This is a genomic window from Dryocola clanedunensis, assembly GCF_038405435.1.
Lineage (GTDB): Bacteria > Pseudomonadota > Gammaproteobacteria > Enterobacterales > Enterobacteriaceae > Dryocola > Dryocola clanedunensis_A.
Genome location: NZ_JBBYHZ010000004.1, coordinates 463,141 through 488,558, shown reverse-complemented (window position 1 = coordinate 488,558; position 25,418 = coordinate 463,141). Strand labels below are relative to the sequence as shown.

Genomic DNA, 25,418 nt, shown 5'->3' with positions numbered 1-25,418 from the left:
GTCGAGTCAGCACTGGATGATTTATATACCGGCAGAGATAAAGATGGCTTCAATAAAGTAGGTCGCTTCCTGAACCTCACAGAGCTTCGCGCATTCCCTCCGAAAGCTGTCGGGGATGTTGTTTATGTTGTGTCAGCTGCAAGTACCAGCTATTCAGACATTCACTATGGAGGAGGTAACTTTCAGGCTGTAGACAAAGGGGCGCTGGTTGATGATGGTGGGGTGACGATTGTCCCAACAACTGGGCCGCTGGCTTGGAAGAGAATCATAAACGACGGCTTTTATTCCTTAGATATGTTCGGCGCCAAACCTGACGGACAAACTGAATCTGGGGATCAGATTTTAAATGCTATGAAGTTTGCTCGGGTTAAAAGATGTATCATGAACGCATCCTCCGGGAAATATCTCACACACACTGGGATACCTATCTGGAAAAGAATGGGGCTTAAAGGTGGAGGGATAGGGGTCACAACTATAGCTAGAACGACAAATGACAAATATCATGTAACCACTGATAAAGATATAGATGCATTCGTTCTTTTTCTTGGTGACAATATGGATGTTGATGATTATACCGCTGACTGTGAAAATGCAACGTTGAGTGGGATAACATTTATAAGGGAAGGATTGACGGGTAGGAGTAATAACACATATTACGGTTTGTGGCATCCGCGTTTAAATGTTTCTTCATATTTCGATATCAGGCTTGAATGCCCATATATTGGCGTATACTTTGAGGAGGCATGGTTTAACAAGATGCATGCGCAAATAGTTGGACTTGGAGTTAAACAGTTTTATGGTGTTTATGGTGCAAAATTAAGGAATGGTCGCTATCTTCCATCAGGTACAAGCAATGACATCAGCATTGGAGTAACGAATTATCAGATTGGGCACTTCCTGGCTGGTATGCAGTATACTACTTTAACATGCTGCACATGTGATAACTGTGAGCCGATGACAGATATTGGTGAGACAGAAGCTGTAGCCTATCAGCTAACAAACCCGACAGGTATCACCATGAACTCCTGTGGCTCCGAGGGAGTGGCAGGTTCAAGATTAAATTGTGTGATGACATCTGATTATGATTATGATTGCACCGTTGTAGTTAATACATATCAGGGGATGATAGAGCAAAGAAATCCATTGACCTCCACTCCAATTTATAGAATTCAAAGTGAACACCTAACTAAAAATCTTTCTGTTGTTTTCAGTGCTTGCAACCTAAAAAAAGACGCTACACTAACCAATCAGACAGTAGGTTTTATAGGTGGGGCAAATACATATCTAAACAACATAGGTAGCGTGCTTGACACGCCAGCAACCTCTGGAGGGGCGGTATTTAAATCATTATAAATAACCCCGCCACCCAACTGGATGGCGGTTAATTACCTTTTTATAAGCAAATGCTACCCGTTCCTTTAAAATAAACGAGTATCCCTCTTTTCAAGTGGTAAACATCATATAGTGGATTTGACGTTTCTGGTCTTAGATTGTCTTCGCAGATCGTGCTAATAATATCGACATTATCGCCACTCCAAGAGTTTTCCGCAGTAGAAATTCCCTCTGCAACTGCAAGTCGTCTGGAAACCCATGGCGGGGATGGTGGGACAATTCTGCCAATGAATGGCATTGCTCTTATACTAGTTCTCACAACCGGTGCGGTTGGCATAGTCCCTGAGATAAAAACGGTGCCATCTCTCCCATAATTAACATCCATGGCAACATTTGAGATCAACGATAGCTCGAAACTTCTTTGCGATTTTAATGCGTTTGAATATTGAAAAGAGAGAGATATAAATAACATTGATGCTATTGAACAAGTTGTCAGTGTGATTTTGGGTGGGAAAAATCTTGTACTGCAAACTGTCAAAAAGAAAACCACAGAAGACATTCCAACCATCACCCGGATATCTGTAATTCCTTCAACCACTAAAAATGACGTTCCTATGATGGAGAAAAATAGTAACGTTAGACATAAAATAAACCTAACAATGAATGAAGAAACAGCCAGCAAAGATGGTCGTTCTTTAATGTAATACAGTGCCCCAGAAAGCAATGCCAAAGCTGAAAGAGCGATGTACGCAACCTTAATATAACCTGTAAGCAATAAGGCATAGATACTGTACGTTGATAGAAATACGTAAGACAAAGACTCAAAAATCTGGCTTGGGTTTATGAAGGCGGCCCTGCTTCCCCCCAGTGAAAATAACTTAACTACAAAAATAAAATAAAGGATAAAAGAAATCGAAAATACAGCGCAATCTAAAACCATTTGCTTTATTTTTTCGTTGTTAGATTCCTTGACCTTCACTATAAGGTTTGTAGCTGCCAAACCTAAAAATATATTTGCACAAGGCTGATACAGTGACAGGGATGCAATAAGCATTAAAATCCCAGTAACTGTAGTTTTCCACCCTTTGCTAAAAGAAAAATAAAATGACGCAATGGCTATGGCCAATGCCATTATCATTGCAGTGCTGTCGTACCTGTACGACATGTTCTGCATGAAAACTGGAGAGATGAAGAGCAGTGGTAATGGAAATAATGCATATGGTTTATTTATGGAAAACCCACTATTCATTACTAGTACGAAAATGTAAACCAGGAAAATAACAGCAACAATGGTACCTAATGGGTAGAAATCAGACAGCACATGTGAGTTAAGAGATAGTCCAAACGTCACCACATCCGCAAGTGGCCTACCAAGTTCATGCCATGACCCGTCTCCGTAGACACTCCTGTACACATCATCAAAGTAATAATTACCATGAATTATAAAGGGTAGTGAGAATAACATGCACGCAACAGTGAAATATTTTATATAAATATTATCGTTCTGCATTCTTACCATCCTTTAGAACATAGCGAGGTCTTTGTTTAGATTCGATATAAATCCTTCCTATGTATTCACCAAGAACACCAATTCCTATTAACTGGATACCACCCAAAAAAAGAATTGATACTAAAAGAGATGGGTATCCACGAACAGGATTACCAAAGGCCAATGTCCCAACTATCATCCATGCGCCGTATATGAATGACATTCCGGCTACTAGCAGTCCGATATACGTCCACATGCGCAGCGGGAAGGTGGAAAAACTGGTGATACCTTCGAGTGCCAGGTTCCACAGTTTCCAGCCGTTGAATTTGGTGCTGCCTGCAACGCGTTCGGCACGTGCGTATTCCACAACATCGGTCTTACCGCCGACCCAGCTCAATATTCCCTTCATGAAGAGGTTTCGCTCAGGTAGCAGCTTAATGTTCTCCACCACTTCGCGCGACATCAGCCTGAAATCGCCCACATTCTCTTCAATCTTTGGATTGCTTATTTTGTTGTGTAGTTTGTAGAACATCTCAGCTGATTTACGCTTCAGATGACCGTCAGTAGAGCGATCCGTGCGTTTGGCAAGAACCATATCAGCGCCTGCATTCCACTTCTCAATGAGGTGGGGGATAACCTCAACAGGGTCTTGCAGGTCAACGTCAATCGGTATCACTGCATCCCCTGTTGCGTTGTCGAGTCCAGCGAATAATGCTGGCTCCTTGCCGAAGTTTCGAGTAAACGACAATGCTTTGACCTTGCTGTCAGATAGAGCCAGGGCATTGATAATAGCTTCTGTTGAGTCTTTGCTACCGTCATTGATGAACACGATTTCAACGTCATGCTCTTTCAGGCCGCTGAACTCGCGAACAGTTTTATAAAAGATGGGTATTGTGTCTTCTTCATTGAAGACAGGAACGACCAAAGAAATTTTCATTTCGATTCCCTGAAGACCACGTATCTAGAGAAGAAAAATCCGCAGATAAGACTAATAGCTGAAAATTCAATCAATGTAATGATTGGGTTGATTCTGTAGTAATCAGATACCTTTCCCGTAGCAATACTCATGATTCCCATGAAAGCTACGAAGTAAAAGTAGCCCTTGGTGCTAGGCTTTGATTTAAATGTGAACTTCGCGTTAGCAAAAAAAGAAAAGCTCACTGCAAAGAGAAAAGCAATAAGGTTAGCAGACGCCTGGTTTACGCTAAAAAAGTAAACCCCAACACCAAACACTGCCCAGTGGATGGCGGTATTGATCACGCCAATTGAAATGTATTTAGAAAATAGCTTAAGCATTTGTCTATACGAAAAGTTTTAAGTAAGGCATGAAGTTTAGCATCTTGGACGAATCTGATCAGCACTTGATCAACTACCAGTTTTGAAATACTGTTTATGCATACAGTATTTTGATAAGAGAGTTCATCATGCCGCGAGACTATGACATCAGAGGTGCGTTCGTAAGCGCAATCAAGCAAGACCCGGTGCGCGGTCAGGTAGTATCAGCTGCTGACTTTGTGCGCGAGCTTGAAAAGGTCAATCATTACTGGTCGCTTCGCCAGGCTAACGAATGGATAAGGTTCTATCAGGGCTCGTTCCGCGATTACACCGACCACGAAGGTGAGAACAAAGTTTACTTCATGATGAACATGGGCGGCGTGCGATAATGAGCTTTCCATCTCCAGCAAAAGATTACACAGAGACCACGCTCACTCTAAACAATTTGCTAGGCCTTGGCGGCAACAGGCATGCAATCGAAACTTCGTCAGGCTACGCCATCATAGATACTTCAATGCGTTGTGAGCCTGGGTGCGTAGTGCTAATCGCTACAGAAGGCCGCAACGAATTCGCGAAGGTGATGGGTGGTGCGCTGATTACTGAAGATGGCGAAGCGATAGAGGGAGAGGCTCTGGATGATGTGACTGTAATGGGCCGCGTCGTATTCTTAATTGAGCGTATGCATGACAACAGCTCACCGGTATGAACGATGCCCGCAGCGGTGAGTTCGACGATGTGCCGGTGATGTGAGTTTATGTTAAGCTGCCAGCAGTTCTCAAATCACTATGTTGCAAACATGTAACAGTCCTCCATCATCTCCAGTGAAGAGGAGCTACTCAAACCGGTATGGATTTACGAAACCGGATAAGCTACCGGACAATAATCGGTAGGATTGCTGAGTAGCTCATTTAAAATCATGGAGATAGATTCAAAATGCGTCTCTTATTGGCGGAAGATAACCGTGAGCTGGCTCACTGGCTGGAGAAGGCGCTGGTGCAGAACGGCTTTGCCGTGGATTGCGTCTATGACGGCCAGGCGGCGGACCACCTGCTACAGAACGAAGGCTACGCCGTAGCGGTGCTGGATATTGAGATGCCACGGCTGGACGGACTTGAGGTTGTGCAGCGCCTGCGGCACCGCGGTCAGAGCACGCCGGTCCTGTTTCTTACCGCGCGTCATGCGGTGGCGGATCGGGTGAAGGGGTTGAATGCAGGCGCGGACGATTACCTTGCCAAACCTTTTGAGGTAGAGGAGCTTGATGCCCGCCTGCGGGCGCTGGTGCGACGCAGCGAAGGGCAGGTCTCCGAGGCGCAGCAGTTTGGCGATCTCAGCCTGCATGACGGCAATATTTTTATGCTTCACGACAAAGCGCTGGCGCTGACGCCCCGCGAACACGCGCTGCTGACGATTCTGCTGTACCGCCGTCGTCGTCCGGTGGCGAAGAACCAGCTGTTCGAACAAATGTTTGGCCTGAACGACGAGGCAAGCCTCGAAAGCATTGAGCTGTACGTGCATCGGCTGCGCAAGAAGCTGCACGGCAGCAATCTGCAAATCACCACGCTGCGCGGCCTGGGCTACCTGCTGGAGCGCAGCGATGAGGCGTCTTAAGCGTCCGGACTCTCTGCTCTGGCAGCTGCTGCTGTTTCTGGGACTCCCCCTTTTTGGCCTGTGGGGCGTTTCGGCGCTTTCCAGCTATTCCAGCGCGCTGACGGCGGCGACTCAGGCCTACGACCGGACGCTGCTGGCCTCGACCCGAACCATCGCGGAGCGGCTGGTGGTGAAAGACGGAAAGCTGCAGGTTGACGTCCCCTGGGTGGTGCTCGACAGCTTCGAGCTGAACATGAACGACCGCCTGTTTTACAAGGTGGTTGATACGCACGGCAAAGTGATATCCGGCTATGACGACCTGCCGCATATTCCGGCCCACACGCGGCGAACCGATCTCTATCCCGCGCTGGCCTGGTTTTATCACACCAGCTATCAAAACCAGCCTATCCGCGTTGCCAGCCTTTTGCAGCCGGTCAACGAAGGGGGCGTGAACGGCATGGCGAAAATCTACGTGGCCGAAACCCTGGCCTCCCGGCGGCACCTGGCCTCCAGCCTGCTAGTCTCGTCGCTGCTGATGCAGGGGATTCTGGTACTGCTGACGCTGCTGCTGGCATGGTGGCTGCTGCGCAAAGTGCTAAGGCCGATGCGCCAGCTTTCGACGATCATGGTGCGGCGCGATCCTGCCGTGCTCACTCCGCTGCCCGACCTGCTGCCCTGGTCAGAAACGCGCCTGCTGATAGTGGCGTTTAACCGCTACATAGAACGGCTGCGTTCGCTGATTTCCCGCCAGGAAAGGTTCAGCGCTGACGCCTCCCATCAGTTAAAAACTCCGCTCACCGTGCTGAAAACCCAGCTTTCTTTTGCGCTGGCAAGCCCGAACCCTGAACACTGGCGGGAAAGCCTTGAGGGGATGAGCGGCACGCTCGACAGCACCATTTTGCTTACCGAGCGGCTGCTGCAGCTCGCAAAAATTAAGGATAAAGACCTGTCGCGGCAACGCACCCTGGAGAGGGTGGACCTGGTGGCCATCGCCCAGGAGTGCTGCTTCTCGCGGCTGGCCCAGGCGCGCAGTAAGCAGGTGGATTTGGGCTACGAAGGGGAGCCGCAGGCCTGGATTCAGGGCGACAGCATCCTGCTGGCGGAAATGTGCGCCAACCTGCTGGATAACGCGCTGAAATATACCCCTGATAACGGCACGGTGACGATACGCATCCGGAGCGAGGGAGAGGCGGTGCTGCTGGAGGTTGAGGACAGCGGGCCGGGCATCGACGCCGAGCGGCGGCTGCAGGCTTTACAGCCGTTTCATCGGCTGGACAACGCGGCGGGCCGGGTGGGTGCCGGGCTGGGGCTGGCGCTGGTTAACGACATCGCCCGCTGGCATCAGACTCGTCCGGAGCTGCTGGTCGGCGAGACGCTGGGCGGGCTGCTGGTTCGGGTGCGGCTAACGGCCGCATAAAAAAGGCCGTTCTGGAATATGGTGGATGGCGCTGGCGCTTATCCACCCTACATACTGTTCGGAGCATAAAAAAACGGCCGTAATGGCCGTTTTAGAATGGCTTACTTATTACTTCGCTTCTTTCAACGCCTTCAGCGCGTTGGCAATACCCGCGCCGTATTCCGGGTGAACTTCGCTGAACAGGCCAATCTGGCGCTCCTGAATAAATTCAGGTACGTCCTTCATGTCCCCGGCGATACGGTTGAACATGCGCTGATGCTCTTCGTCGCTCAGCAGGTTGTACAGCGCGCGCGGCTGGCTGAAATAGTCGGTGTCTTCGCGGTGGTTCCAGTGATCCGCTGCGCCCTCAAGGCTCAGCGCCGGTTCGCTGAAATCTGGCTGCTCCTGGAACGCCCCAAAGCTGTTTGGCTCATAGGTCGGGCCGTTGCCGCTGTTGCCGTCGATACGCATCGCGCCGTCGCGGTGGTAGTTGTGGAACGGACATTTTGGCGCGTTTACCGGGATCTGGTGGTGGTTAACGCCTAAACGGTAGCGGTGCGCATCGCCGTAGGAGAACAGGCGGCCCTGCAGCATGCGGTCCGGGGAGAAACCGATGCCGGGCACGACGTTCGCCGGTGACATGGCAACCTGCTCAACCTCAGCAAAGTAGTTGTCCGGGTTGCGGTTCAGCTCCAGCTCGCCCACTTCAATCAGCGGATAGTCGCCGTGCGGCCAGATCTTGGTCAGGTCGAACGGGTTGTACGGCGTTTTAGACGCGTCTGCTTCCGGCATCACCTGCACGTAGAATTTCCAGCGCGGGAAGTCGCCTTTCTCAATCGACTCAAACAGATCGCGCTGGGAGCTTTCACGGTCATCAGCAATAATCGCGGCCGCTTCGTCGTCCATCAGGTTGGCGATCTCCTGCTGGGTTTTCAGGTGGAACTTCACCCAGAAACGCTCGTTGTCGGCGTTGATAAAGCTGAAGGTATGGCTGCCGAAGCCGTGGATATGGCGGTAAGAGCGCGGCAGGCCGCGGTCGCTGAAGTCGATGGTTAACTGGTGCAGCGTTTCCGGCTGGTGGGAGAAAAAGTCCCACTTGTAGGTGGCGTTGCGCAGGTTAGTGCGCGGGTCACGCTTAACGACGTGGTTTAAATCCGGAAATTTCAGCGGATCGCGCAGATAGAACACCGGCGTGTTGTTACCCACTAAGTCCCAGTTACCTTCTTCGGTATAGAACTTCATTGAGAAACCGCGAATATCTCGTTCAGCGTCGGCTGCGCCGCGTTCGCCCGCAACCGTTGAGAAGCGAATAAAGAGGTCGGTTTGTTTACCAATTTCAGAGAAGAGCTTTGCGCGCGTGTATTTAGAGATGTCGTGGGTGACGGTGAAAGTGCCGTAAGCGCCGGAGCCTTTGGCATGCATACGACGCTCCGGGATCACCTCACGGTCAAAGTGGGCCAGTTTCTCGAGGAACCAGACGTCCTGTAACAGCATCGGGCCGCGTGGGCCTGCGGTGGCCACGTTATTATTATGGGCGACCGGGCAGCCGGCGGCGGTAGTTAATCCTTTCTTGCTCATTGTAGTCTCCATGAAAAATGTAAAATGAGAATCCTGAATGGTTGTGTGTGGGACGGGTTATTGTTCAGCAAGTTATGCCCTTATGACAATGTGGCACTTTCTATCGCTGCCATTCCTTGATCCTGTCACCGGAATAGAGATCATTTTCATTTTCTTACAATCGAAGTGTGTAAAGCATTTTCTAACACGTTGATTACAAGATGGCTGGCTGTACAATCAGCGTTTTTTCGGGCTTATCCCTTTTATTTATTTTAGGATCCATGGAATGAACAAACTTCTTCTTGCAGGCGTTGCCAGCCTTGCGCTGGTTTCTGCTGCTGCCAATGCCATCAGCATCAGCGGCGAAGCGGGCGAAAAATACACCAACGTCGCCGTTGGTTTTGGTCAGGACACCACGGGCCTTGCCTTCAGCGGCAACTGGGCGCACAGCGATGACGACGGTGACGTTGCCGGTCTGGGTCTGGGTCTGAACGTACCGCTGGGTCCGTTGATGGGCACCGTGGGCGGCAAGGCGCTGTACCTGAACCCGAAAGATGGCGATGAAGGTTATGCCGTTGCCGTGGGCGGCGGTTTAAGCTGGAAGCTGGCCGACAGCTTCACCGTATTTGGCGACTACTATTACTCCCCGGACTCCCTGTCCAGCGGCGTGAAAGACTACCAGGAAGCAAGCGCCGGTGCGCGCTGGACTATCCTGCGTCCGGTCACCATCGAAGCGGGCTACCGTTACATTGGTCTGGAAGGCAAAGATGGCAATCGTGACAACGCCATTGCTGACGGCCCTTATGTTGGCGTAAGCGCAGGCTTCTAATCTCTTCTTTGCCGCGGCGTCCTGCCGCGGCAACGCATTTCTGCGATCCTTCCACTTTGCTTGAGTTATAGTGAATCGTTATCTTCCCGCGGAGTAAAACGATGATAAAAGTGGAAATGCTCTCTACCGGCGATGAAGTGCTGTACGGGCAAATCATTGATACCAATGCAGCCTGGCTTGCCGACTACTTTTTTGAGCAGGGTTTACCCATGTCGCGCCGCAACACGGTGGGCGACAGCCTTGAAGATTTGATAGCCGTGCTCAAAGAGCGCAGTGAACATGCCGATATCCTTATTGTGAACGGCGGCCTCGGGCCAACCAGCGATGATTTAAGCGCGCTGGCGGCGGCAAAGGCGGCTGGCGTTGAGCTGGTCGAGCATCAAGAGTGGCTGCTGCACATGGAGAAATTCTTCTCCGAACGGGGGCGGGTCATGGCGCCTAGCAACCGTAAACAGGCCCAGATCCCCGCAAACAGCGAAATGATCGATAACCCGGTCGGTACCGCCTGCGGCTTCGCCATGCAGCTTAACCGCTGCCTGATGTTCTTCACGCCGGGCGTTCCTTCTGAATTTAAAGCGATGGTCGACGGGCAAATCATGCCGCGCCTGCGCGAGCGCTTCACGCTGCCGGAGCCGCCGGTTTGCCTGCGTCTGACCACCTTTGGCCGCTCTGAAAGCGAGCTGGCACAAAGTCTGGACCCGCTGGCGCTGCCCGCAGGCGCCGTGATGGGCTACCGCTCGTCCATGCCGATTATCGAGCTGAAGCTCACCGGGCCGGCAAGCCTGCGCGAAGAGATGGAAGCCGTCTGGCCGGAAGTCCGCCGCGTGGCGGGTGAAAGCACCATTTTTGAAGGCACCGAAGGGCTGCCAGCGCAGCTGGCCAGCCGCCTGAAAGAAAAAGGGCTGAGCATTGCGGTTAGCGAACAGTTCACGGCAGGGTTACTGTGCCTGCAGCTTGCCGGTGCCGAAGCGCCGCTGGGCAACAGCAGCGTGCTTTCGCCACGTTCTGAAACGCTTGCTGAGTTAACCCGGCGCGCGAAGGCAGAGGCCGCGCAGGCTGGCTGTGATATCGCTTTGGTCGTCAGCGCCCTCACCGAAGACCACCTGAACTTTGCGTTGCATACCCCAACGGGTACCCATGGTTTACGGGTGATGTTTAACGTCAACCGCCACGGCCTGCGCACCCGGCAGGAAGTGTGCGCCATGATGGCGCTGAACATGCTCCGCCGCTGGCTTAACGGTTGGGACGTTGCCACCGAGCATGGTTGGATCAACGTCGTTGAGGCCATTGAGCTTTAAACCTGTTCGAGCGCCTGAGCCAGTAAGGTAATCGGGTGCTCGCACTTTTTGCTGGTGGACATCTCAATCTGCCACTTACAGGTTTCACAGTCCGTCACCACCAAATCTACGCCGCTCTCTTCAATCTGCCTGAACAGCGGCGCGCCGATGCTCTGAGACGTCTGATAGTTTTCGCTTTTAAAGCCGTAGGTGCCCGCAATCCCGCAGCAAACGGATTCCAGCATCACCAGCTCTACGCCCGGCAGGCGTCGCAGCAGCTCAAGGGTATAAAGCGACCAGCCCATTTTCTCCATGTGGCAGGGAGTGTGGTAAGCGATGCGCAGCGGTCGTTCTTTCAGTTTCAGCTCGCGGCCCGCTTCCAGCTGCTTCCAGATAAACCGGGTTGCCAGTTCGATACGATCGCGAACCGGACGGGTGTCAACGTCGAGCACGTGCGGATATTCATCCCGCAGAGTGAACGTGCAGGTAGAGGACGTGGCGATCACCGGCAGGTTATTTTCCAGCACGGCTTTACGCAGCGACGCCGCATTGACCGCCGCCTGCTTTTTAGCTTTATCGATAAAGCCGTTGGCGATCAGCGGCACGCCGCAGCACTTCTCTTTTTCCAGCAGCTGTACGCCAAAACCGAGCGCGTTCATTACGCGGACCAGATCCTTGCCGAGCTGCGGGTGGTTGTAATTCACATAGCAGCCGTGGAAAAAGGCGACCTGATTTTCAAAGGTTTGCTGGACGGCTGCCTGCTTCCGATACCACTGGCGGAACGTGCCCGTCGAGTATTTTGGCAGCGCGCGGTGGCTGTCGATACGCAGCGTTTTATCCAGCAATTTGCGCACCGGAGTCAGGGATGTCGCCGTATTGACCAACGGTGCCAGGGGCGTTGAGAGCGTCCCCATCAGGTCCGTATGGCTGAGGATGCTGTCCCGCAGGCTGAATTTCTTTTTGCCATAGCGGGCTTTGGCGCGCTGGATGATATCGCCGATTTTAACGTCCGACGGGCAGGCCACCTCGCAGCGTTTACAGTTGGTACAGTATTTCAGGGCGTCGTCATACAGCGCCGGATCTTTCAGGCGCAGGCGTTCGCCGTCCGGGCCGGACTGTTTAGGGCCGGGGTAGTCCGGGTTGACGCGGCTTACCGGGCAGGCCGTGGTGCAGACCGTACACTTGATACAGTTTTCAAAACTGGTTTCGTCGAGCAGGCTCATTGGGCCGCCTCCTGGGTTTCAAGTATCTGCTGAGCGGCATGCAGCGCGCTGATGACGCAAACGCCTGCGCCGCAGCCCTGCCGGATGGGGTCAAAACCCGCCAGCACCGAACCAATAGCGTACAAATTTTCAAAGCGCTGGCCGTGGCGGGAGGGGCGCAGGCTTGCATCGACCCTGACCCCGGCCTGCAGATATGGCTGCGGGCTGAAGAAGTCTTCTGCGCACCAGTGCTCCCGCGCGGGCGGAGCAGCAATGTCCAGCCCGAATATCGGCTCGCGGATACCGTCAAATTTTGCCTCCAGCCCGCTGCTGAAAAAGCTGCCGCTGGCAAGGATGATATTGTTCGCCCGCAGAGGAACATCGCCGTGGTTACGTGTGAAAAGGGCCGTTACCCGCTGGCCGCTAACCTCAGCGCCGAGCACCGCATCGCCCGGTAAAAGAATGCCGTTGAGCTGCTGAAAGCGCTGGCGTAGCTGGTTGTACATCCGCATACCGAGAACCGAAGGCGGCAGCGTAGGCAGCAGGCAAAGCGGGCAGGGCAGCGCGCTGCTGATGGCCTGCCATGAGCGGTTATTTTCGATTCCCAGGCAGGCCGGGAGGAAAAGCGCATCCGTATTTTGTGCCAGCGTCTGAAGCTCTCCGATAAGCAGCAACAGCTGCTCGGGATTGTCCAGCACGCGTGCGATGTTGGTGGCGCGGAACTCGCTCGGGTTATTGCGAAGCTTATCCAGCGAAGGCAGCGTCAGCTCCGCCGTTTGCGCGTCAATATCCGCCTCACGCAGCGAACCGGCGACCAGCTCGGGCTGGAAATCCAGAAAGCCTGCGATGCCAACAACCGTTACGCGCTTCCACGGCAAAGGAGCGACCGGCACCTCGGAAGGGCTTAGCCAGGTGGCCCGCTGCGTGCCCAGCGGGGTGATACGCAGATGGTTGCTCCGGTGGCTGCCGTGAAGCTGAACATGACTGCGGGCGAGGAGTGCTTCGGCTTCGCAGGCCAGATGGCGCACACTTTCTGCGCCCATCAGGCTATAGGGGTGTTCCGGGGCCTGCTGTTTAAGCGCCTCAAGCGCCAGCAAAGGTGATTCAACCGGGCTACCGTCCGGCAGTTCGCTCAGCAAATCCAGCGATCCTGACGAGAAATGCAGGGCGCTTTGCCCCCGGCTGACGATGGCGCAGCGCTGGCCCGCCTCTGCCAGCCGTATGGCGCAGACCAGGCCTGCCAGCCCGCCGCCGATAATCAGGCCGTCGAATTTCATGGCTTTGCTCCTTTTTCCAACCCGCACAGTCCCTGATAAACCCAGGTGGTAAATTCACTTTCCCGCAGCGCGTCGTCCCAGGCTATCGGGCGAATACCTTTCCAGCGCTCGTTCAAAAAATGCGAGAGCTGGTCGAGAGACTGGGCGGGGGTAGCAGTACCAAAACGTTGCAGTAACCCTGCGGCCCGGCAGGCGCAAAGTTCCCCCTGGCAGGTGCCCATGCCGACGCGGGTCCGGCGGCGCAGGTCGCCGAGATTGTTTACCGCCAGCCTGTCGACGGCATAGCGAACTTCCCCCGCCGTTACCGCCTCGCACTCGCAGACGAGGCTGTTGCTGAGCCTGTCGGCCGCAAGCCAGTCGCCCGCCCGGTCGCCGTGTCGCCAGACCGCAGAGCGGCGGATAGTCGGCGGCAAAGCAATCACCCTGCTGAGCGTTTCCTGCTGGCTGCTTTCGGAGCCGGGGAGCGGGGCGGTGGCGGTGGTGCAGGGCTGCGTATTGCCCAGCTTTTCACAGACGGCGTTGGTGGCCCATTCGGCCATCAGGCGATAGGTCATCAGCTTGCCGCCGGTGATGGTAATAAAGCCTTCCATGCCGTCACGTTTCGCATGGTCGAGCAGCACAATGCCACGGCTGACGCTGCGCCCGGTTGGGTCGTCTTCGCTTGCGACCAAAGGACGTACGCCAGCGTAGGCGCGCAGAATACGGGTCATCGCCAGTTTTGGCGCGAGCTTCGCCCCTTCGCGGATCAGAATGTCCACTTCCTGCGGGGTGACGCGCATATTGTCTATCTGGTCGTAATCGATATGGGTGGAAGTGGTGCCAATCAGGGAGATGGTGTCACCGGGCACCAGAATGTCGGCGTCCGCGGGCCTGCGGCAGCGGTTTATTACCATATTGTTAATGCGATGTCCGAGGATCAGCAGCGAGCCTTTGGCGGGGAGCATGCGCACGCTAAGGTCGGCGTATTCGGCGATGTGCTGGCCCCAGATCCCCGCAGCGTTGACGACCACGCTGGCGTACAGTTCCCGTTGCTGGCGGGTAGTATGGTCGTACACATGTACGCCGCGAACCCGGTCGCCGCTGCGGATCAGGCCGGTCACCTCCTGGCCGGTAAGAATTTCGGCGCCGTGTTCGCGCGCGTCGAGCATATTCGCGGCGGTCAGGCGAAACGGATCCACGGTTCCGTCCGGAACGCGTACCGCGCCGATAATATCGGGATTGGCGGCAGGCTCAAGGCGCAGGGCTTCTTTAGGATCGAGCCGTTCGGTGCGGATGCCCGCCTTTTCGCATGCTGTAATAAACTCGCTTTGAACGGCGAGATCATCCTCCGGCAGGGTGATAAACAGCCCGTCGGTGCGCTCAATGCAGTGATGGGCAATACGTTTCAGAATGCGGTTTTCTTCGATGCACTCCTTTGCCGATTCGCCGTCGGTCATGGCGTAGCGCGCGCCGCTGTGCAGCAGACCATGATTGCGGCCTGTCGCCCCGGTTGCGATGTCATGCCTTTCCAGCAGCACGGTGCGCAGCCCCCGCCGTGCGCAGTCTCTGGCAATCCCCGCCCCGGTGGCCCCTCCGCCAATGATAATGACCTCTGCCTGCTGCTGCTGTCGTGACATGCTCGCCTCCTGACGTTCGTCCTGAACCTCATTCAGCCACAGAATAGCGTGTGAATGTTTGATATCGAGCAAAATCGAGCATAAATCGAAAGTAAAGTGTGAGCGGATGCACTTTTTCGATACTTTGTAATAAAAATGTAACGTGGTGTGCGGTGTTTCACACTAACCAGACGCGATATTCCTTAACATGCGCTCGCAAAAGAACATTGCCTGACTAAAAACTGCTACGGAGGCATTTTATGCTGAGTATATTCAAACCTGCCCCGCACCAGCCACGGCTGAAGACGGAGCATATTGATCCGACCTACCGGCGTTTGCGCTGGCAGATCTTTATGGGGATCTTCTTCGGCTACGCCGCTTACTACCTGGTCCGTAAAAACTTCACCCTGGCGATGCCCTATCTGGTGGAGCAGGGCTTTTCACGCGGGGACCTGGGCTTCGCGCTGTCCGGGATATCCATCGCCTACGGCTTTTCAAAGTTTATTATGGGGTCGGTGTCCGACCGCTCGAATCCGCGAGTCTTCCTGCCTGCCGGGCTGATTCTCGCCGCCGCCGTCATGCTGTTCATGGGCTTTGTGCCGTGGGCGACGTCGAGCATTGCGGTGATGTTTGTGCTGCTGTTCGTCTGCGGCTGGTTCCAGGGGATGGGCTGGCCGCCGTGCGGCCGTACCATGGTGCACTGGTGGTCGCAGAAGGAGCGCGGGGGCATCGTTTCGGTATGGAACTGCGCGCACAACGTGGGCGGCGGGCTGCCTCCGCTGCTGTTCCTGCTGGGGATGGCCTGGTTTAACGACTGGCACGCCGCGCTGTACATGCCTGCCTTTGCGGCGATTCTGGTGGCGCTGATAGCCTTTGGTCTGATGCGCGATACGCCACAGTCCTGCGGGCTGCCGCCAATTGAAGAGTATAAAAACGACTATCCTGACGACTATGACGAGAAAGCAGAAGAAGAGCTGACGGCTAAGCAAATCTTCATGCAGTACGTGTTCCCGAACCGCCTGCTGTGGTACATCGCCATCGCCAACGTGTTTGTTTACCTGCTGCGCTACGGCATTCTGGACTGGTCGCCAACCTACCTCAAAGAGGTGAAGCACTTCACGCTGGATAAATCCTCCTGGGCCTACTTCCTGTATGAGTATGCGGGGATCCCCGGCACGCTGCTCTGCGGCTGGATGTCGGACAAAGTGTTCAAAGGCAACCGCGGCGCGACCGGCGTGTTCTTTATGGTGCTGGTGACCATTGCCACCGTTGTTTACTGGCTCAACCCACCGGGCAACCCTGGCGTGGATATGGCCTGCATGATCGTCATCGGCTTCCTGATTTACGGCCCGGTCATGCTGATTGGCCTGCACGCGCTGGAGCTGGCCCCTAAAAAAGCAGCGGGGACGGCAGCGGGCTTCACCGGCCTGTTTGGCTACCTGGGCGGCTCAGTTGCCGCCAGTGCGATAGTGGGTTACACCGTCGACTTCTTCGGCTGGGACGGCGGCTTTATGGTGATGATTGGCGGCAGCATTCTGGCCGTGCTGCTGCTGATTGTGGTGATGATCGGCGAGAAAAAGCATCATCAGAATCTGATGAAAAATAGCTAAGGAGAGCAGAATGAAGCTGGTTGCAAAATATATCCTGGCGGGCGCCGTGCTGGCGGCAGCCGTCAGCACGCAGGCCCTGGCGGCAGATAAAATAGTCATCGCTCACCGTGGCGCAAGTGGCTACCTGCCGGAGCATACCCTGCCTGCTAAAGCGATGGCTTATGCTCAGGGGGCGGATTACCTTGAGCAGGATCTGGTGATGACCAAAGATGACAGGCTGGTGGTGCTGCATGACCACTACCTGGACCGGGTCACGGACGTTGCGAAACGCTTCCCCGAGCGGGCGCGCAAAGACGGACGCTACTACGCCATCGACTTTACCCTCGCCGAAATCAAGTCGCTGAAGTTTACCGAAGGCTTCGATATCGTCGACGGGAAGCAGGTGCAGACCTTCCCCGGGCGTTTCCCGATGGGCAAGTCTGATTTCCGCGTGCATACCTTCGAAGAGGAGATTGAGTTCGTTCAGGGGCTTAATCACTCAACCGGGAAGAATATTGGTATTTACCCGGAGATAAAGGCGCCGTGGTTCCACCATCAGGAAGGCAAGGATATCGCGGCTAAAACGCTCGAGGTGCTGAAGCGCTACGGCTATACCGGCAAGCAGGACAAAGTCTATCTGCAATGTTTTGACGCCGCAGAGCTTAAGCGAATTAAGACGACGCTTGAGCCGAAGCTGGGGATGGATCTGAAGCTGGTGCAGCTGATTGCCTTTACCGACTGGAATGAAACCCAGGAGAAGCAGGCTGACGGCAAATGGGTGAACTACAGCTACGACTGGATGTTCAAACCCGGCGCGATGAAAGAGATTGCCCGTTATGCAGACGGCATTGGGCCGGACTACCATATGTTAGTGGCGGCAGGCTCCACGAAAGGGAACGTCAGGCTGACGGATATGGTGACAGAAGCGCATGCCAGCAAACTGACCGTACATCCTTACACCGTCAGGGCCGATGCTTTGCCGGAGTACGTCTCTGACGTCAATGAGCTGTACGACGTGCTGTATAACAAGGCGGGCGTGGACGGGGTATTTACAGATTTCCCGGATAAGGGCGTTCAGTTTCTGCATCAGCAACCGACAAACAACTAAGTTGCAGTCGTAGGCCGGATAAGCGCAGCGTCATCCGGCATAACAGCCCTGAATGGTGGATGGCGCTAACGCTTATCCACCCTACAACATCCGTTTCGTAGGTCGGATAAGCGTTAGCGCCATTCGACACAACCACAAAAAAAGGGCTTCTTTAAGAAGCCCTTACATTTCGATTTCGATATCGCCCTGCGCCTGACAGCAGCAGGGCAATATTTCACCGGGCTGGATGAACGCCAGCGGTTCGGTAAGCCATTTCACCTCCCCTGATACCAGCCGCGTGCGGCAGGAGCCGCAGTAGCCTCCGCGGCACTGGTATTCCACGGCGACCTGGTGATGTTCCAGCGCCGCCAGCAGGGAAGGGTGCTCATCCTCACACATCAGGCGTGCGCCGGTGAGGCGAAGCGTAATCTGACCCATCGCTTAAAGCTGGAAGTTGCTCAGGTCGTCAGCGTCGATATTAGAATCGATCTGCCCAACCAGATAGGAGCTGACTTCCACTTCCTGCGGCGCAACCTGCACGTTGTCCGACACCAGCCACGCGTTGATCCACGGGATGGGGTTAGAACGAGTTTTAAACGGCAGATCCAGACCAACGGCCTGCATGCGGATATTGGTGATGTAATCCACGTACTGGCACAGAATGTCTTTGTTCAGGCCAATCATCGAGCCGTCGCGGAACAGGTAGCTTGCCCACTCTTTCTCCTGCTCGGCGGCCAGCACAAACAGGTCGTAGCACTGCTGACGGCACTCAATAGCAATCTCTGCCATTTCCGGATCGTCTTCACCGGAGCGCATCAGGTTCAGCATGTGCTGGGTACCGGTCAGGTGCAGGGCCTCGTCGCGGGCAATCAGCTTGATGATTTTCGCGTTGCCTTCCATCAGTTCGCGTTCGGCGAAGGCGAAGGAGCAGGCGAAGCTGACGTAGAAGCGAATAGCCTCCAGCGCGTTGACGCTCATCAGGCACAGATACAGCTGCTTCTTCAGCGCGCGCAGGTTAACGGTGACGGTTTTGCCGTTCACGTTGTGCGTGCCTTCACCCAGCAGATGCCAGTAGCTGGTCATCTCAATCAGATCGTCATAGTAGCCGGAGATATCTTTCGCGCGCTTGAGGATCTCTTCGTTGGTGACGATATCGTCAAACACAATCGCCGGATCGTTAACGATGTTACGAATGATATGGGTGTACGAACGTGAGTGGATAGTCTCGGAAAACGCCCAGGTCTCAACCCAGGTTTCCAGCTCCGGAATCGAGATCAGCGGCAGCAGCGCCACGTTCGGGCTGCGGCCCTGAATGGAGTCCAGCAGCGTCTGGTACTTCAGGTTGCTGATGAAGATATGCTTTTCATGCTCAGGCAGGGCCTGATAGTCGATGCGGTCGCGGGAAACGTCTACCTCTTCCGGACGCCAGAAGAAGGAAAGCTGCTTTTCAATCAGCTTTTCGAAGATGTCATATTTTTGCTGATCGTAGCGCGCCACGTTAACCGGCTGGCCAAAGAACATAGGCTCAGCGAGCTGATCGTTTTTCGTCTGTGAAAAAGTGGTGTAAGCCATGAATTGGAGTCCTGTTGTGCTGATTTTCCCCTCACCCTGACCCTCTCCCCAGAGGGGCGAGGACCGGATCGAGAAAATCCCCTCAGCGAGGTGAGGGGATTTAGCGTTAGATTTTACATGCGCCGCTTTCGCAGCCGTCGTCCTGGATAGAAGGCGCCAGGTCGTCCTGCGCATCTTCCGCACCGTCGCGGGTGTTTTGATAGTACAGCGTTTTCACGCCGAACTTATAGGCGGTGAGCAGATCTTTGAGCAGCTGCTGCATCGGCACTTTGCCAGACGGGAAGCGGGTCGGATCGTAGTTGGTATTCGCCGAAATAGACTGGTCGATAAACTTCTGCATCAGGCCAACCAGCTGCAGGTAGCCGTCGTTGTTCGGCAGATCCCACAGCAGTTCGTAGCGGTCCTTCAGCTCTTCGTAGTCCGGCACCACCTGGCGCAGGATGCCGTCTTTCGACGCTTTGATGCTGATGTGGCCGCGCGGTGGCTCAATGCCGTTAGTCGCGTTTGAAATCTGCGAAGAGGTTTCAGACGGCATCAGCGCAGAGAGCGTGGAGTTACGCAGGCCGTGCGTTTTGATGGATTCACGCAGGCTGTTCCAGTCCATGTGCAGCGGCTCGTTGCTGATCGCGTCCAGGTCTTTCTTGTAGGTGTCGATCGGCATAATGCCTTTGGCGTAGGTGGTTTCGTTGAACCACGGGCACGCGCCTTGCTCTTTCGCCAGCTCGTTCGAGGCTTTCAGCAGATAGTACTGAATGGCTTCGAAGGTTTTGTGCGTCAGGTTGTTCGCGCTGCCGTCGGAGTAACGAACGCCGTGTTTCGCCAGGTAGTAAGCGAAGTTGATAACGCCAATACCCAGGGTACGACGGCCCATTGCGCCGCGTTTTGCCGCGATGATTGGGTAGTCCTGATAATCCAGCAGCGCGTCCAGCGCACGTACCGCAAGCGTGGCCAGCTCTTCCAGCTCGTCCAGGCTCTTGATGGCGCCCAGGTTGAAAGCAGACAGGGTGCACAGCGCGATTTCGCCGTTTTCGTCGTTTACGTCATCCAGCGGTTTGGTCGGCAGCGCAATTTCGAGGCACAGGTTGGACTGGCGAACGGGCGCAATAGCCGGGTCAAACGGGCTGTGGGTGTTGCAGTGGTCGACGTTCTGAATATAGATACGGCCGGTAGAGGCGCGTTCCTGCATCATCAGCGAGAACAGCTCGGCGGCTTTCACGCGCTGCTTGCGGATGGTGCTGTCTTTTTCGTATTTGGTGTACAGGCGCTCAAACTCTTCCTGATCGGCGAAGAACGCGTCGTACAGGCCCGGCACGTCGGACGGGCTGAACAGGGTGATATCTTCCCCTTTCAGCAGACGGGTGTACATCAGCTTGTTGATCTGTACGCCGTAGTCCATGTGACGAACGCGGTTGCCTTCAACGCCACGGTTGTTCTTCAGCACCAGCAGGCTTTCTACTTCCAGGTGCCACATCGGGTAGAACAGCGTTGCCGCCCCGCCGCGCACGCCGCCCTGAGAGCAGGATTTAACCGCCGTCTGGAAGTGCTTATAGAATGGGATACAGCCGGTGTGGAACGCTTCACCGCCACGGATCGGGCTGCCCAGCGCACGAATGCGGCCGGCGTTAATACCGATACCGGCGCGCTGGGAGACGTATTTCACGATTGCGCTGGAGGTGGCGTTAATGGAATCAAGGCTGTCGCCGCACTCGATCAGCACACAGGAGCTGAACTGACGGGTGGGGGTGCGCACGCCGGACATGATTGGCGTAGGCAGAGAAATCTTGAACGTGGAGATCGCATCATAGAAGCGCTTCACGTAGCTCAGGCGGGTCTCACGCGGATAGCCGGAGAACAGGCAGGCGGCAACCAGAATATAAAGGAACTGCGCGCTTTCGTAGATTTCGCCTGTAACGCGGTTCTGCACCAGGTATTTCCCTTCCAGCTGCTTAACAGCCGCGTAGGAGAAGCTCAGGTCGCGGTCATGGTCGATAAAATCGTCCATCTGCTTGAACTCTTCTTCCGTGTAGTCTTCCAGCAGATGCTGATCGTATTTGCCCAGCTCAATCATGCGTACAACATGGTCGTGCAGCTTAGGCGGCTCAAACTGGCCGTAGGCTTTTTTACGCAGGTGGAAGATGGCCAGACGCGCAGAAAGATACTGGTAGTCAGGCGCTTCACGGGAGATTAAATCGGCGGCAGCCTTGATGATGGTCTCATGAATATCAGAGGTTTTGATGCCGTCATAAAACTGGATGTGGGAACGCAGTTCGACCTGCGAAACGGAGACGTTGTTCAGCCCCTCGGCAGCCCAGTCGAGCACGCGGTGAATTTTATCCAGATTGATACGCTCGGTGCGCCCGTCACGTTTTGTAACCAGCAGACTCTGATTCATGTGAGTTGACCCTGTCCGTGAAATTAAGAATATCCCCCGCTTATCCACAGTTGCCGTCTTGTGACTAACATTGTGGATAAATACTATATGTAGGGGGTTGCGAGATAGTTGACCGCTATATGGTGAGTATTCTAGTAACTAATCGGCGGAGAACAAGTATTGATTTCGTGACTGAATTGAGGTTGCGACGCCAGGATTTTCCCTAAGTCCACGGCACGTAAGGCCTGTGCCTGTTGTCAATGGGATGCAAAAAAAATGATATTTTTGATCGAGTGCTGATTTCTTAAACTTTATGGATAATTGCGCAACTGAGGTTGCGCAAGATCCATAGCCTGAGCTTATGAGTGGTGGGCTAATTACGCCTCGGTGTGCAACATATAATTAACATCCACGCCTGGCGCCAGCTTAAATTTATTAGTGATCGGATTGTAATGCAGCCCGATCATATGGCGCTCGCGCAGCTGCGTGGCGTCAACCCAGCTTAAGAGTTCGGCAGGCTTGATAAACTTTTTAACATCGTGCGTGCCTTTCGGCACCATGCGCAGCACGTATTCGGCGCCGACCACGGCCATCAGCCAGGATTTGCCGTTGCGGTTAAGCGTGGAGAAGAACACATGGCCGCCCGGCTTGACGAGTTTCGCGCAGGCTTGAACTACGGACTGCGGGTCTGGCACATGTTCAAGCATCTCCATGCAGGTGACCACGTCGTACTGCCCCGCGTGTTCTGCGGCATGCTGTTCAACGGTTTCCTGAACGTAATCGACCTTAATGCCGCTTTCCAGCGAGTGCAGGCGGGCGACCTGAAGGGGCTCAAAGCCCATATCCAGGCCGGTGACGTTCGCACCTTCACGCGCCATACTTTCGGCCAGAATGCCGCCGCCGCAGCCGACGTCCAGCACCTTTTTGCCAAACAATCCGCCGGAACGCTGATTGATGTAGCCAAGACGCAGCGGATTGATGCGGTGCAGCGGTTTAAACTCGCCTTCTAAATCCCACCAGCGGGAAGCAACGGCTTCAAATTTGGCGATTTCATCATGGTCAACGTTCTGGATTACCGGTTGGTTTTCGGCATTCATAGGGGCTCTCATTCCTTGCGGGTGTTTAGCGGTGAGTATATCAGCCTCGGGCAATGAATAAAGCGCCGCGCATACGTCTTAGGTTTCCCCACCACGCGCCGCTTGTGTTATAATTTGCGACCTTTGAATCCGGGACACAGTAGAGGGATAGCGGTTACATGAGCGACCTTGCCAGAGAAATTACACCGGTCAACATTGAGGAAGAGCTGAAGAGCTCCTATCTGGATTACGCGATGTCGGTTATTGTCGGCCGCGCACTGCCAGATGTCCGCGATGGACTCAAGCCGGTACACCGTCGCGTACTTTACGCCATGAACGTATTGGGCAATGACTGGAATAAAGCATACAAAAAATCCGCCCGTGTCGTTGGTGACGTAATCGGTAAATACCACCCTCATGGTGATACCGCCGTTTATGACACAATCGTCCGTATGGCGCAGCCATTCTCCTTGCGCTACATGCTGGTCGACGGCCAGGGTAACTTCGGTTCAGTAGACGGCGACTCCGCCGCAGCGATGCGTTATACGGAAATCCGTATGTCGAAAATCGCCCATGAGCTGATGGCCGACCTGGAAAAAGACACCGTCGATTTCGTCGACAACTACGACGGCACCGAACGTATTCCAGATGTTATGCCAACCAAGATCCCGAACCTGCTGGTTAACGGCTCGTCCGGTATCGCCGTGGGTATGGCGACCAATATTCCGCCCCACAACATCACCGAAGTGATCAACGGCTGCCTGGCCTACATTGAAGATGAAGAGATCAGCGTAGAAGGGCTGATGGAACACATCCCAGGGCCGGACTTCCCGACGGCGGCAATCATCAATGGCCGTCGTGGCATTGAAGAGGCTTACCGCACCGGCCGTGGCAAAATCTATATTCGCGCACGCGCGGAAGTAGAAGCCGATGCCAAAACGGGCCGTGAAACGATCATCGTTCACGAAATCCCGTACCAGGTAAACAAAGCGCGCCTGATCGAAAAAATCGCCGAGCTGGTGAAAGACAAGCGCGTTGAGGGCATCAGCGCCCTGCGTGACGAGTCTGACAAAGACGGGATGCGCATCGTTATCGAAATTAAACGCGATGCGGTGGGCGAAGTTGTGCTGAACAACCTCTACTCCCAGACCCAGCTGCAGACCTCCTTCGGCATCAACATGGTGGCGCTGCACCATGGTCAGCCGAAGATCATGAACCTGAAAGAGATCCTTTCCGCGTTCGTGCGTCACCGTCGTGAAGTGGTGACCCGTCGTACTATCTTCGAACTGCGTAAAGCCCGCGACCGTGCCCACATCCTGGAAGCACTGGCCGTGGCGCTGGCAAACATCGACCCAATCATTGAACTGATTCGCCGCGCCCCGACTCCTGCGGAAGCAAAAGCGGGCCTGATTGCCCGTTCATGGGAGCTGGGCAATGTGTCCGCTATGCTGGAACGTGCCGGTGGCGACGCCGCGCGTCCGGAGTGGCTGGAGCCAGAGTTCGGTATTCGTGACGGCCAGTACTTCCTGACCGAGCAGCAGGCACAGGCGATTCTGGATCTGCGTCTGCAGAAGCTGACCGGCCTTGAGCACGAGAAACTGCTCGACGAGTACAAAGAGCTGCTGGAGCAGATCGCTGAACTGCTGCACATTCTGGGCAGCGCCGAGCGCCTGATGGAAGTGATCACCGAAGAGCTGGTTGCGATGCGCGATCAGTTCGGCGACAACCGCCGCACCGAGATCACCGCCAACACCGCCGATATCAACATTGAAGATCTGATCAACCAGGAAGATGTGGTGGTCACCCTGTCTCACCAGGGCTATGTGAAGTATCAGCCGCTGACGGATTACGAAGCGCAGCGTCGCGGGGGTAAAGGCAAGTCTGCGGCACGCATTAAAGAAGAAGACTTTATCGACCGCCTGCTGGTGGCCAACACCCACGATACGATCCTGCTGTTCTCCAGCCGTGGTCGCCTCTACTGGATGAAGGTTTATCAGCTGCCGGAAGCGAGCCGTGGCGCTCGTGGCCGTCCGATTGTTAACCTGCTGCCGCTGGAAGCTGACGAACGCATTACCGCGATTCTGCCAGTGCGCGAGTACGCCGAAGGCATCAACGTGTTCATGGCGACCGCAAGCGGTACCGTGAAGAAAACCGCGCTGACCGACTTCAGCCGTCCTCGCTCTGCGGGCATCATCGCCGTGAACCTGAACGAAGGCGACGAGCTGATTGGCGTTGACCTGACCGACGGCAGCAACGAAGCGATGCTGTTCTCAGCCGCTGGTAAAGTGGTGCGCTTCAAAGAAGACGCCGTTCGTACCATGGGCCGTACCGCAACGGGCGTTCGCGGTATTAAGCTTGCAGGCGAAGACAAAGTCGTTTCCCTGATCATTCCGCGCGGCGAAGGTTCCATCCTGACCGTGACGCAGAATGGCTACGGTAAACGTACTGCGGCGGACGAGTACCCGACCAAGTCGCGTGCTACCCAGGGCGTTATCTCCATCAAAGTGACCGAGCGTAACGGCAGCGTCGTTGGCGCGGTGCAGGTGGAAGACACCGACCAGATCATGATGATCACCGATGCAGGCACGCTGGTTCGCACCCGCGTTTCTGAGGTGAGCGTGGTTGGCCGTAACACCCAGGGCGTGATCCTCATCCGTACAGCGGAAGATGAAAACGTGGTGGGTCTGCAACGCGTTGCAGAGCCGGTTGACGAAGAAGAGCTGGATGCCATCGACGGCACCCTGGCGGAAGGCGACGACGAAATCGCGCCGGAAGCGGAAGGTGACGAAGATGCGGCGGACGACGCGGACGAATAATCCGTCTTTCGCGGTCTGAGACAACGCTTAAAACGCCTGATGCAGCGCATCGGGCGTTTTTTATTTTACTCCCCTGTACTATTCTGCTGTA

The 25,418-nt window shown here is 54.7% G+C and carries 20 protein-coding genes and 1 pseudogene; 10 read left to right on the top strand and 11 right to left on the bottom strand.

Annotated features, from left to right (window positions below; all coding sequences use genetic code 11):
• Nucleotides 1–1,353, top strand: a pseudogene (locus AAE045_RS12785) (hypothetical protein); the annotation flags it as partial.
• 40 nt (nt 1,354–1,393) lie between these two features.
• Here the strand turns inward: AAE045_RS12785 and AAE045_RS12780 are convergent.
• The 3 genes from AAE045_RS12780 to AAE045_RS12770 are packed head-to-tail and all read right to left on the bottom strand — an operon-like array spanning nt 1,394 to nt 4,117.
• Entirely contained in the window at nt 1,394–2,842 is a 1,449-nt protein-coding gene (locus tag AAE045_RS12780; RefSeq protein WP_455548047.1) for a glucosyltransferase domain-containing protein, read from the bottom strand.
• A complete protein-coding gene (locus tag AAE045_RS12775; RefSeq protein WP_455548046.1) occupies nt 2,829–3,758 on the bottom strand; it encodes a glycosyltransferase family 2 protein in 930 nt (309 codons plus the stop codon). Before AAE045_RS12775 ends, AAE045_RS12780 begins: the two co-directional genes overlap by 14 nt.
• Nucleotides 3,755–4,117 carry a GtrA family protein gene (locus AAE045_RS12770; protein ID WP_455548045.1) on the bottom strand — a complete coding sequence of 121 codons (363 nt, stop codon included), beginning with the start codon at nt 4,115–4,117 and terminating at the stop codon, nt 3,755–3,757. Before AAE045_RS12770 ends, AAE045_RS12775 begins: the two co-directional genes overlap by 4 nt.
• 128 nt (nt 4,118–4,245) lie before the next feature.
• Between AAE045_RS12770 and AAE045_RS12765 the strand changes: the two genes are divergently transcribed.
• The 4 genes from AAE045_RS12765 (at nt 4,246) to AAE045_RS12750 (ending at nt 7,100) form a co-directional block, all read left to right on the top strand.
• Entirely contained in the window at nt 4,246–4,485 is a 240-nt protein-coding gene (locus AAE045_RS12765) for a DNA polymerase V (RefSeq protein ID WP_455548044.1), read from the top strand.
• Nucleotides 4,486–4,634: 149 nt separating this feature from the next.
• Nucleotides 4,635–4,802, top strand: a complete 168-nt coding sequence (locus AAE045_RS12760; protein ID WP_455548043.1) for a hypothetical protein — start codon at nt 4,635–4,637, stop codon at nt 4,800–4,802.
• Nucleotides 4,803–5,029: 227 nt separating this feature from the next.
• Entirely contained in the window at nt 5,030–5,704 is a 675-nt protein-coding gene (gene tctD / locus AAE045_RS12755; RefSeq protein ID WP_455548042.1) for a transcriptional regulator TctD, read from the top strand.
• Nucleotides 5,691–7,100: a sensor histidine kinase gene (locus AAE045_RS12750; RefSeq protein WP_455548041.1), complete on the top strand. Its 1,410-nt coding sequence runs from the start codon at nt 5,691–5,693 to the stop codon at nt 7,098–7,100. Before tctD ends, AAE045_RS12750 begins: the two co-directional genes overlap by 14 nt.
• A gap of 108 nt (nt 7,101–7,208) precedes the next feature.
• On the opposite strand, the gene katA is transcribed toward AAE045_RS12750, so the two are convergent.
• Nucleotides 7,209–8,657, bottom strand: a complete 1,449-nt coding sequence (gene katA / locus AAE045_RS12745) for a catalase KatA (protein WP_455548040.1) — start codon at nt 8,655–8,657, stop codon at nt 7,209–7,211.
• A 244-nt stretch (nt 8,658–8,901) separates the two neighbouring features.
• Here katA and AAE045_RS12740 point away from each other — a divergent pair, with 244 nt between their 5' ends.
• Complete coding sequence (locus AAE045_RS12740) at nt 8,902–9,465, top strand: YfaZ family outer membrane protein (protein ID WP_455548068.1); 564 nt, start codon at nt 8,902–8,904, stop codon at nt 9,463–9,465.
• 101 nt (nt 9,466–9,566) lie between these two features.
• Nucleotides 9,567–10,763, top strand: a complete 1,197-nt coding sequence (locus AAE045_RS12735; protein ID WP_455548039.1) for a nicotinamide mononucleotide deamidase-related protein YfaY — start codon at nt 9,567–9,569, stop codon at nt 10,761–10,763.
• Here AAE045_RS12735 and glpC read toward each other — a convergent pair.
• Genes glpC through glpA form a run of 3 tightly spaced genes read right to left on the bottom strand, consistent with a single transcriptional unit; the run spans nt 10,760 to nt 14,837 of the window.
• Nucleotides 10,760–11,965: an anaerobic glycerol-3-phosphate dehydrogenase subunit GlpC gene (gene glpC, locus AAE045_RS12730; RefSeq protein ID WP_455548038.1), complete on the bottom strand. Its 1,206-nt coding sequence runs from the start codon at nt 11,963–11,965 to the stop codon at nt 10,760–10,762. The genes AAE045_RS12735 and glpC overlap by 4 nt on opposite strands.
• Nucleotides 11,962–13,221 carry a glycerol-3-phosphate dehydrogenase subunit GlpB gene (glpB, locus tag AAE045_RS12725; protein WP_455548037.1) on the bottom strand — a complete coding sequence of 420 codons (1,260 nt, stop codon included), beginning with the start codon at nt 13,219–13,221 and terminating at the stop codon, nt 11,962–11,964. Before glpB ends, glpC begins: the two co-directional genes overlap by 4 nt.
• Nucleotides 13,218–14,837: an anaerobic glycerol-3-phosphate dehydrogenase subunit A gene (gene glpA, locus AAE045_RS12720; protein WP_455548036.1), complete on the bottom strand. Its 1,620-nt coding sequence runs from the start codon at nt 14,835–14,837 to the stop codon at nt 13,218–13,220. The genes glpB and glpA overlap by 4 nt, the downstream gene beginning before the upstream one ends.
• A 239-nt stretch (nt 14,838–15,076) precedes the next feature.
• Between glpA and glpT the strand changes: the two genes are divergently transcribed.
• The gene (gene glpT / locus AAE045_RS12715) at nt 15,077–16,426 is read left to right on the top strand and encodes a glycerol-3-phosphate transporter (RefSeq protein WP_455548035.1); all 1,350 of its coding nucleotides are present in this window, start codon (nt 15,077–15,079) and stop codon (nt 16,424–16,426) included.
• Nucleotides 16,427–16,436: 10 nt separating this feature from the next.
• Complete coding sequence (gene glpQ / locus AAE045_RS12710; protein ID WP_455548034.1) at nt 16,437–17,513, top strand: glycerophosphodiester phosphodiesterase; 1,077 nt, start codon at nt 16,437–16,439, stop codon at nt 17,511–17,513.
• A gap of 162 nt (nt 17,514–17,675) precedes the next feature.
• Here glpQ and yfaE read toward each other — a convergent pair whose 3' ends face one another.
• From yfaE to ubiG, 4 genes are all read right to left on the bottom strand, one after another.
• Nucleotides 17,676–17,930 (bottom strand): ferredoxin-like diferric-tyrosyl radical cofactor maintenance protein YfaE, encoded by a 255-nt coding sequence (yfaE, locus tag AAE045_RS12705; protein WP_455425213.1) that lies wholly within the window; start codon nt 17,928–17,930, stop codon nt 17,676–17,678.
• A gap of 3 nt (nt 17,931–17,933) precedes the next feature.
• The gene (nrdB, locus tag AAE045_RS12700) at nt 17,934–19,064 is read right to left on the bottom strand and encodes a class Ia ribonucleoside-diphosphate reductase subunit beta (RefSeq protein ID WP_455548033.1); all 1,131 of its coding nucleotides are present in this window, start codon (nt 19,062–19,064) and stop codon (nt 17,934–17,936) included.
• A 106-nt stretch (nt 19,065–19,170) separates the two neighbouring features.
• Nucleotides 19,171–21,456, bottom strand: coding sequence for a class 1a ribonucleoside-diphosphate reductase subunit alpha (gene nrdA, locus AAE045_RS12695; protein WP_455548032.1), 2,286 nt, complete (start codon nt 21,454–21,456; stop codon nt 19,171–19,173).
• 356 nt (nt 21,457–21,812) lie between these two features.
• A complete protein-coding gene (gene ubiG / locus AAE045_RS12690) occupies nt 21,813–22,532 on the bottom strand; it encodes a bifunctional 2-polyprenyl-6-hydroxyphenol methylase/3-demethylubiquinol 3-O-methyltransferase UbiG (RefSeq protein WP_455548031.1) in 720 nt (239 codons plus the stop codon).
• A 158-nt stretch (nt 22,533–22,690) separates the two neighbouring features.
• On the opposite strand from ubiG, the gene gyrA reads away from it, so the two are divergent.
• Nucleotides 22,691–25,327 carry a DNA topoisomerase (ATP-hydrolyzing) subunit A gene (gene gyrA / locus AAE045_RS12685; RefSeq protein WP_455548030.1) on the top strand — a complete coding sequence of 879 codons (2,637 nt, stop codon included), beginning with the start codon at nt 22,691–22,693 and terminating at the stop codon, nt 25,325–25,327.
• The last annotated feature ends 91 nt before the right edge of the window (nt 25,328–25,418 follow it).

What these genes read in the sequence shown, in the direction of transcription:
- AAE045_RS12780 (WP_455548047.1), bottom strand. Translation starts at nt 2,842, where the DNA reads ATGCAGAACGATAATATTTATATAAAATATTTCACTGTTGCGTGCATG.
- AAE045_RS12775 (WP_455548046.1), bottom strand. Translation starts at nt 3,758, where the DNA reads ATGAAAATTTCTTTGGTCGTTCCTGTCTTCAATGAAGAAGACACAATA.
- AAE045_RS12770 (WP_455548045.1), bottom strand. Translation starts at nt 4,117, where the DNA reads ATGCTTAAGCTATTTTCTAAATACATTTCAATTGGCGTGATCAATACC.
- AAE045_RS12765 (WP_455548044.1), top strand. Translation starts at nt 4,246, where the DNA reads ATGCCGCGAGACTATGACATCAGAGGTGCGTTCGTAAGCGCAATCAAG.
- tctD (WP_455548042.1), top strand. Translation starts at nt 5,030, where the DNA reads ATGCGTCTCTTATTGGCGGAAGATAACCGTGAGCTGGCTCACTGGCTG.
- AAE045_RS12750 (WP_455548041.1), top strand. Translation starts at nt 5,691, where the DNA reads ATGAGGCGTCTTAAGCGTCCGGACTCTCTGCTCTGGCAGCTGCTGCTG.
- katA (WP_455548040.1), bottom strand. Translation starts at nt 8,657, where the DNA reads ATGAGCAAGAAAGGATTAACTACCGCCGCCGGCTGCCCGGTCGCCCAT.
- AAE045_RS12735 (WP_455548039.1), top strand. Translation starts at nt 9,567, where the DNA reads ATGATAAAAGTGGAAATGCTCTCTACCGGCGATGAAGTGCTGTACGGG.
- glpC (WP_455548038.1), bottom strand. Translation starts at nt 11,965, where the DNA reads ATGAGCCTGCTCGACGAAACCAGTTTTGAAAACTGTATCAAGTGTACG.
- glpB (WP_455548037.1), bottom strand. Translation starts at nt 13,221, where the DNA reads ATGAAATTCGACGGCCTGATTATCGGCGGCGGGCTGGCAGGCCTGGTC.
- glpA (WP_455548036.1), bottom strand. Translation starts at nt 14,837, where the DNA reads ATGTCACGACAGCAGCAGCAGGCAGAGGTCATTATCATTGGCGGAGGG.
- glpT (WP_455548035.1), top strand. Translation starts at nt 15,077, where the DNA reads ATGCTGAGTATATTCAAACCTGCCCCGCACCAGCCACGGCTGAAGACG.
- glpQ (WP_455548034.1), top strand. Translation starts at nt 16,437, where the DNA reads ATGAAGCTGGTTGCAAAATATATCCTGGCGGGCGCCGTGCTGGCGGCA.
- yfaE (WP_455425213.1), bottom strand. Translation starts at nt 17,930, where the DNA reads ATGGGTCAGATTACGCTTCGCCTCACCGGCGCACGCCTGATGTGTGAG.
- nrdB (WP_455548033.1), bottom strand. Translation starts at nt 19,064, where the DNA reads ATGGCTTACACCACTTTTTCACAGACGAAAAACGATCAGCTCGCTGAG.
- nrdA (WP_455548032.1), bottom strand. Translation starts at nt 21,456, where the DNA reads ATGAATCAGAGTCTGCTGGTTACAAAACGTGACGGGCGCACCGAGCGT.
- ubiG (WP_455548031.1), bottom strand. Translation starts at nt 22,532, where the DNA reads ATGAATGCCGAAAACCAACCGGTAATCCAGAACGTTGACCATGATGAA.
- gyrA (WP_455548030.1), top strand. Translation starts at nt 22,691, where the DNA reads ATGAGCGACCTTGCCAGAGAAATTACACCGGTCAACATTGAGGAAGAG.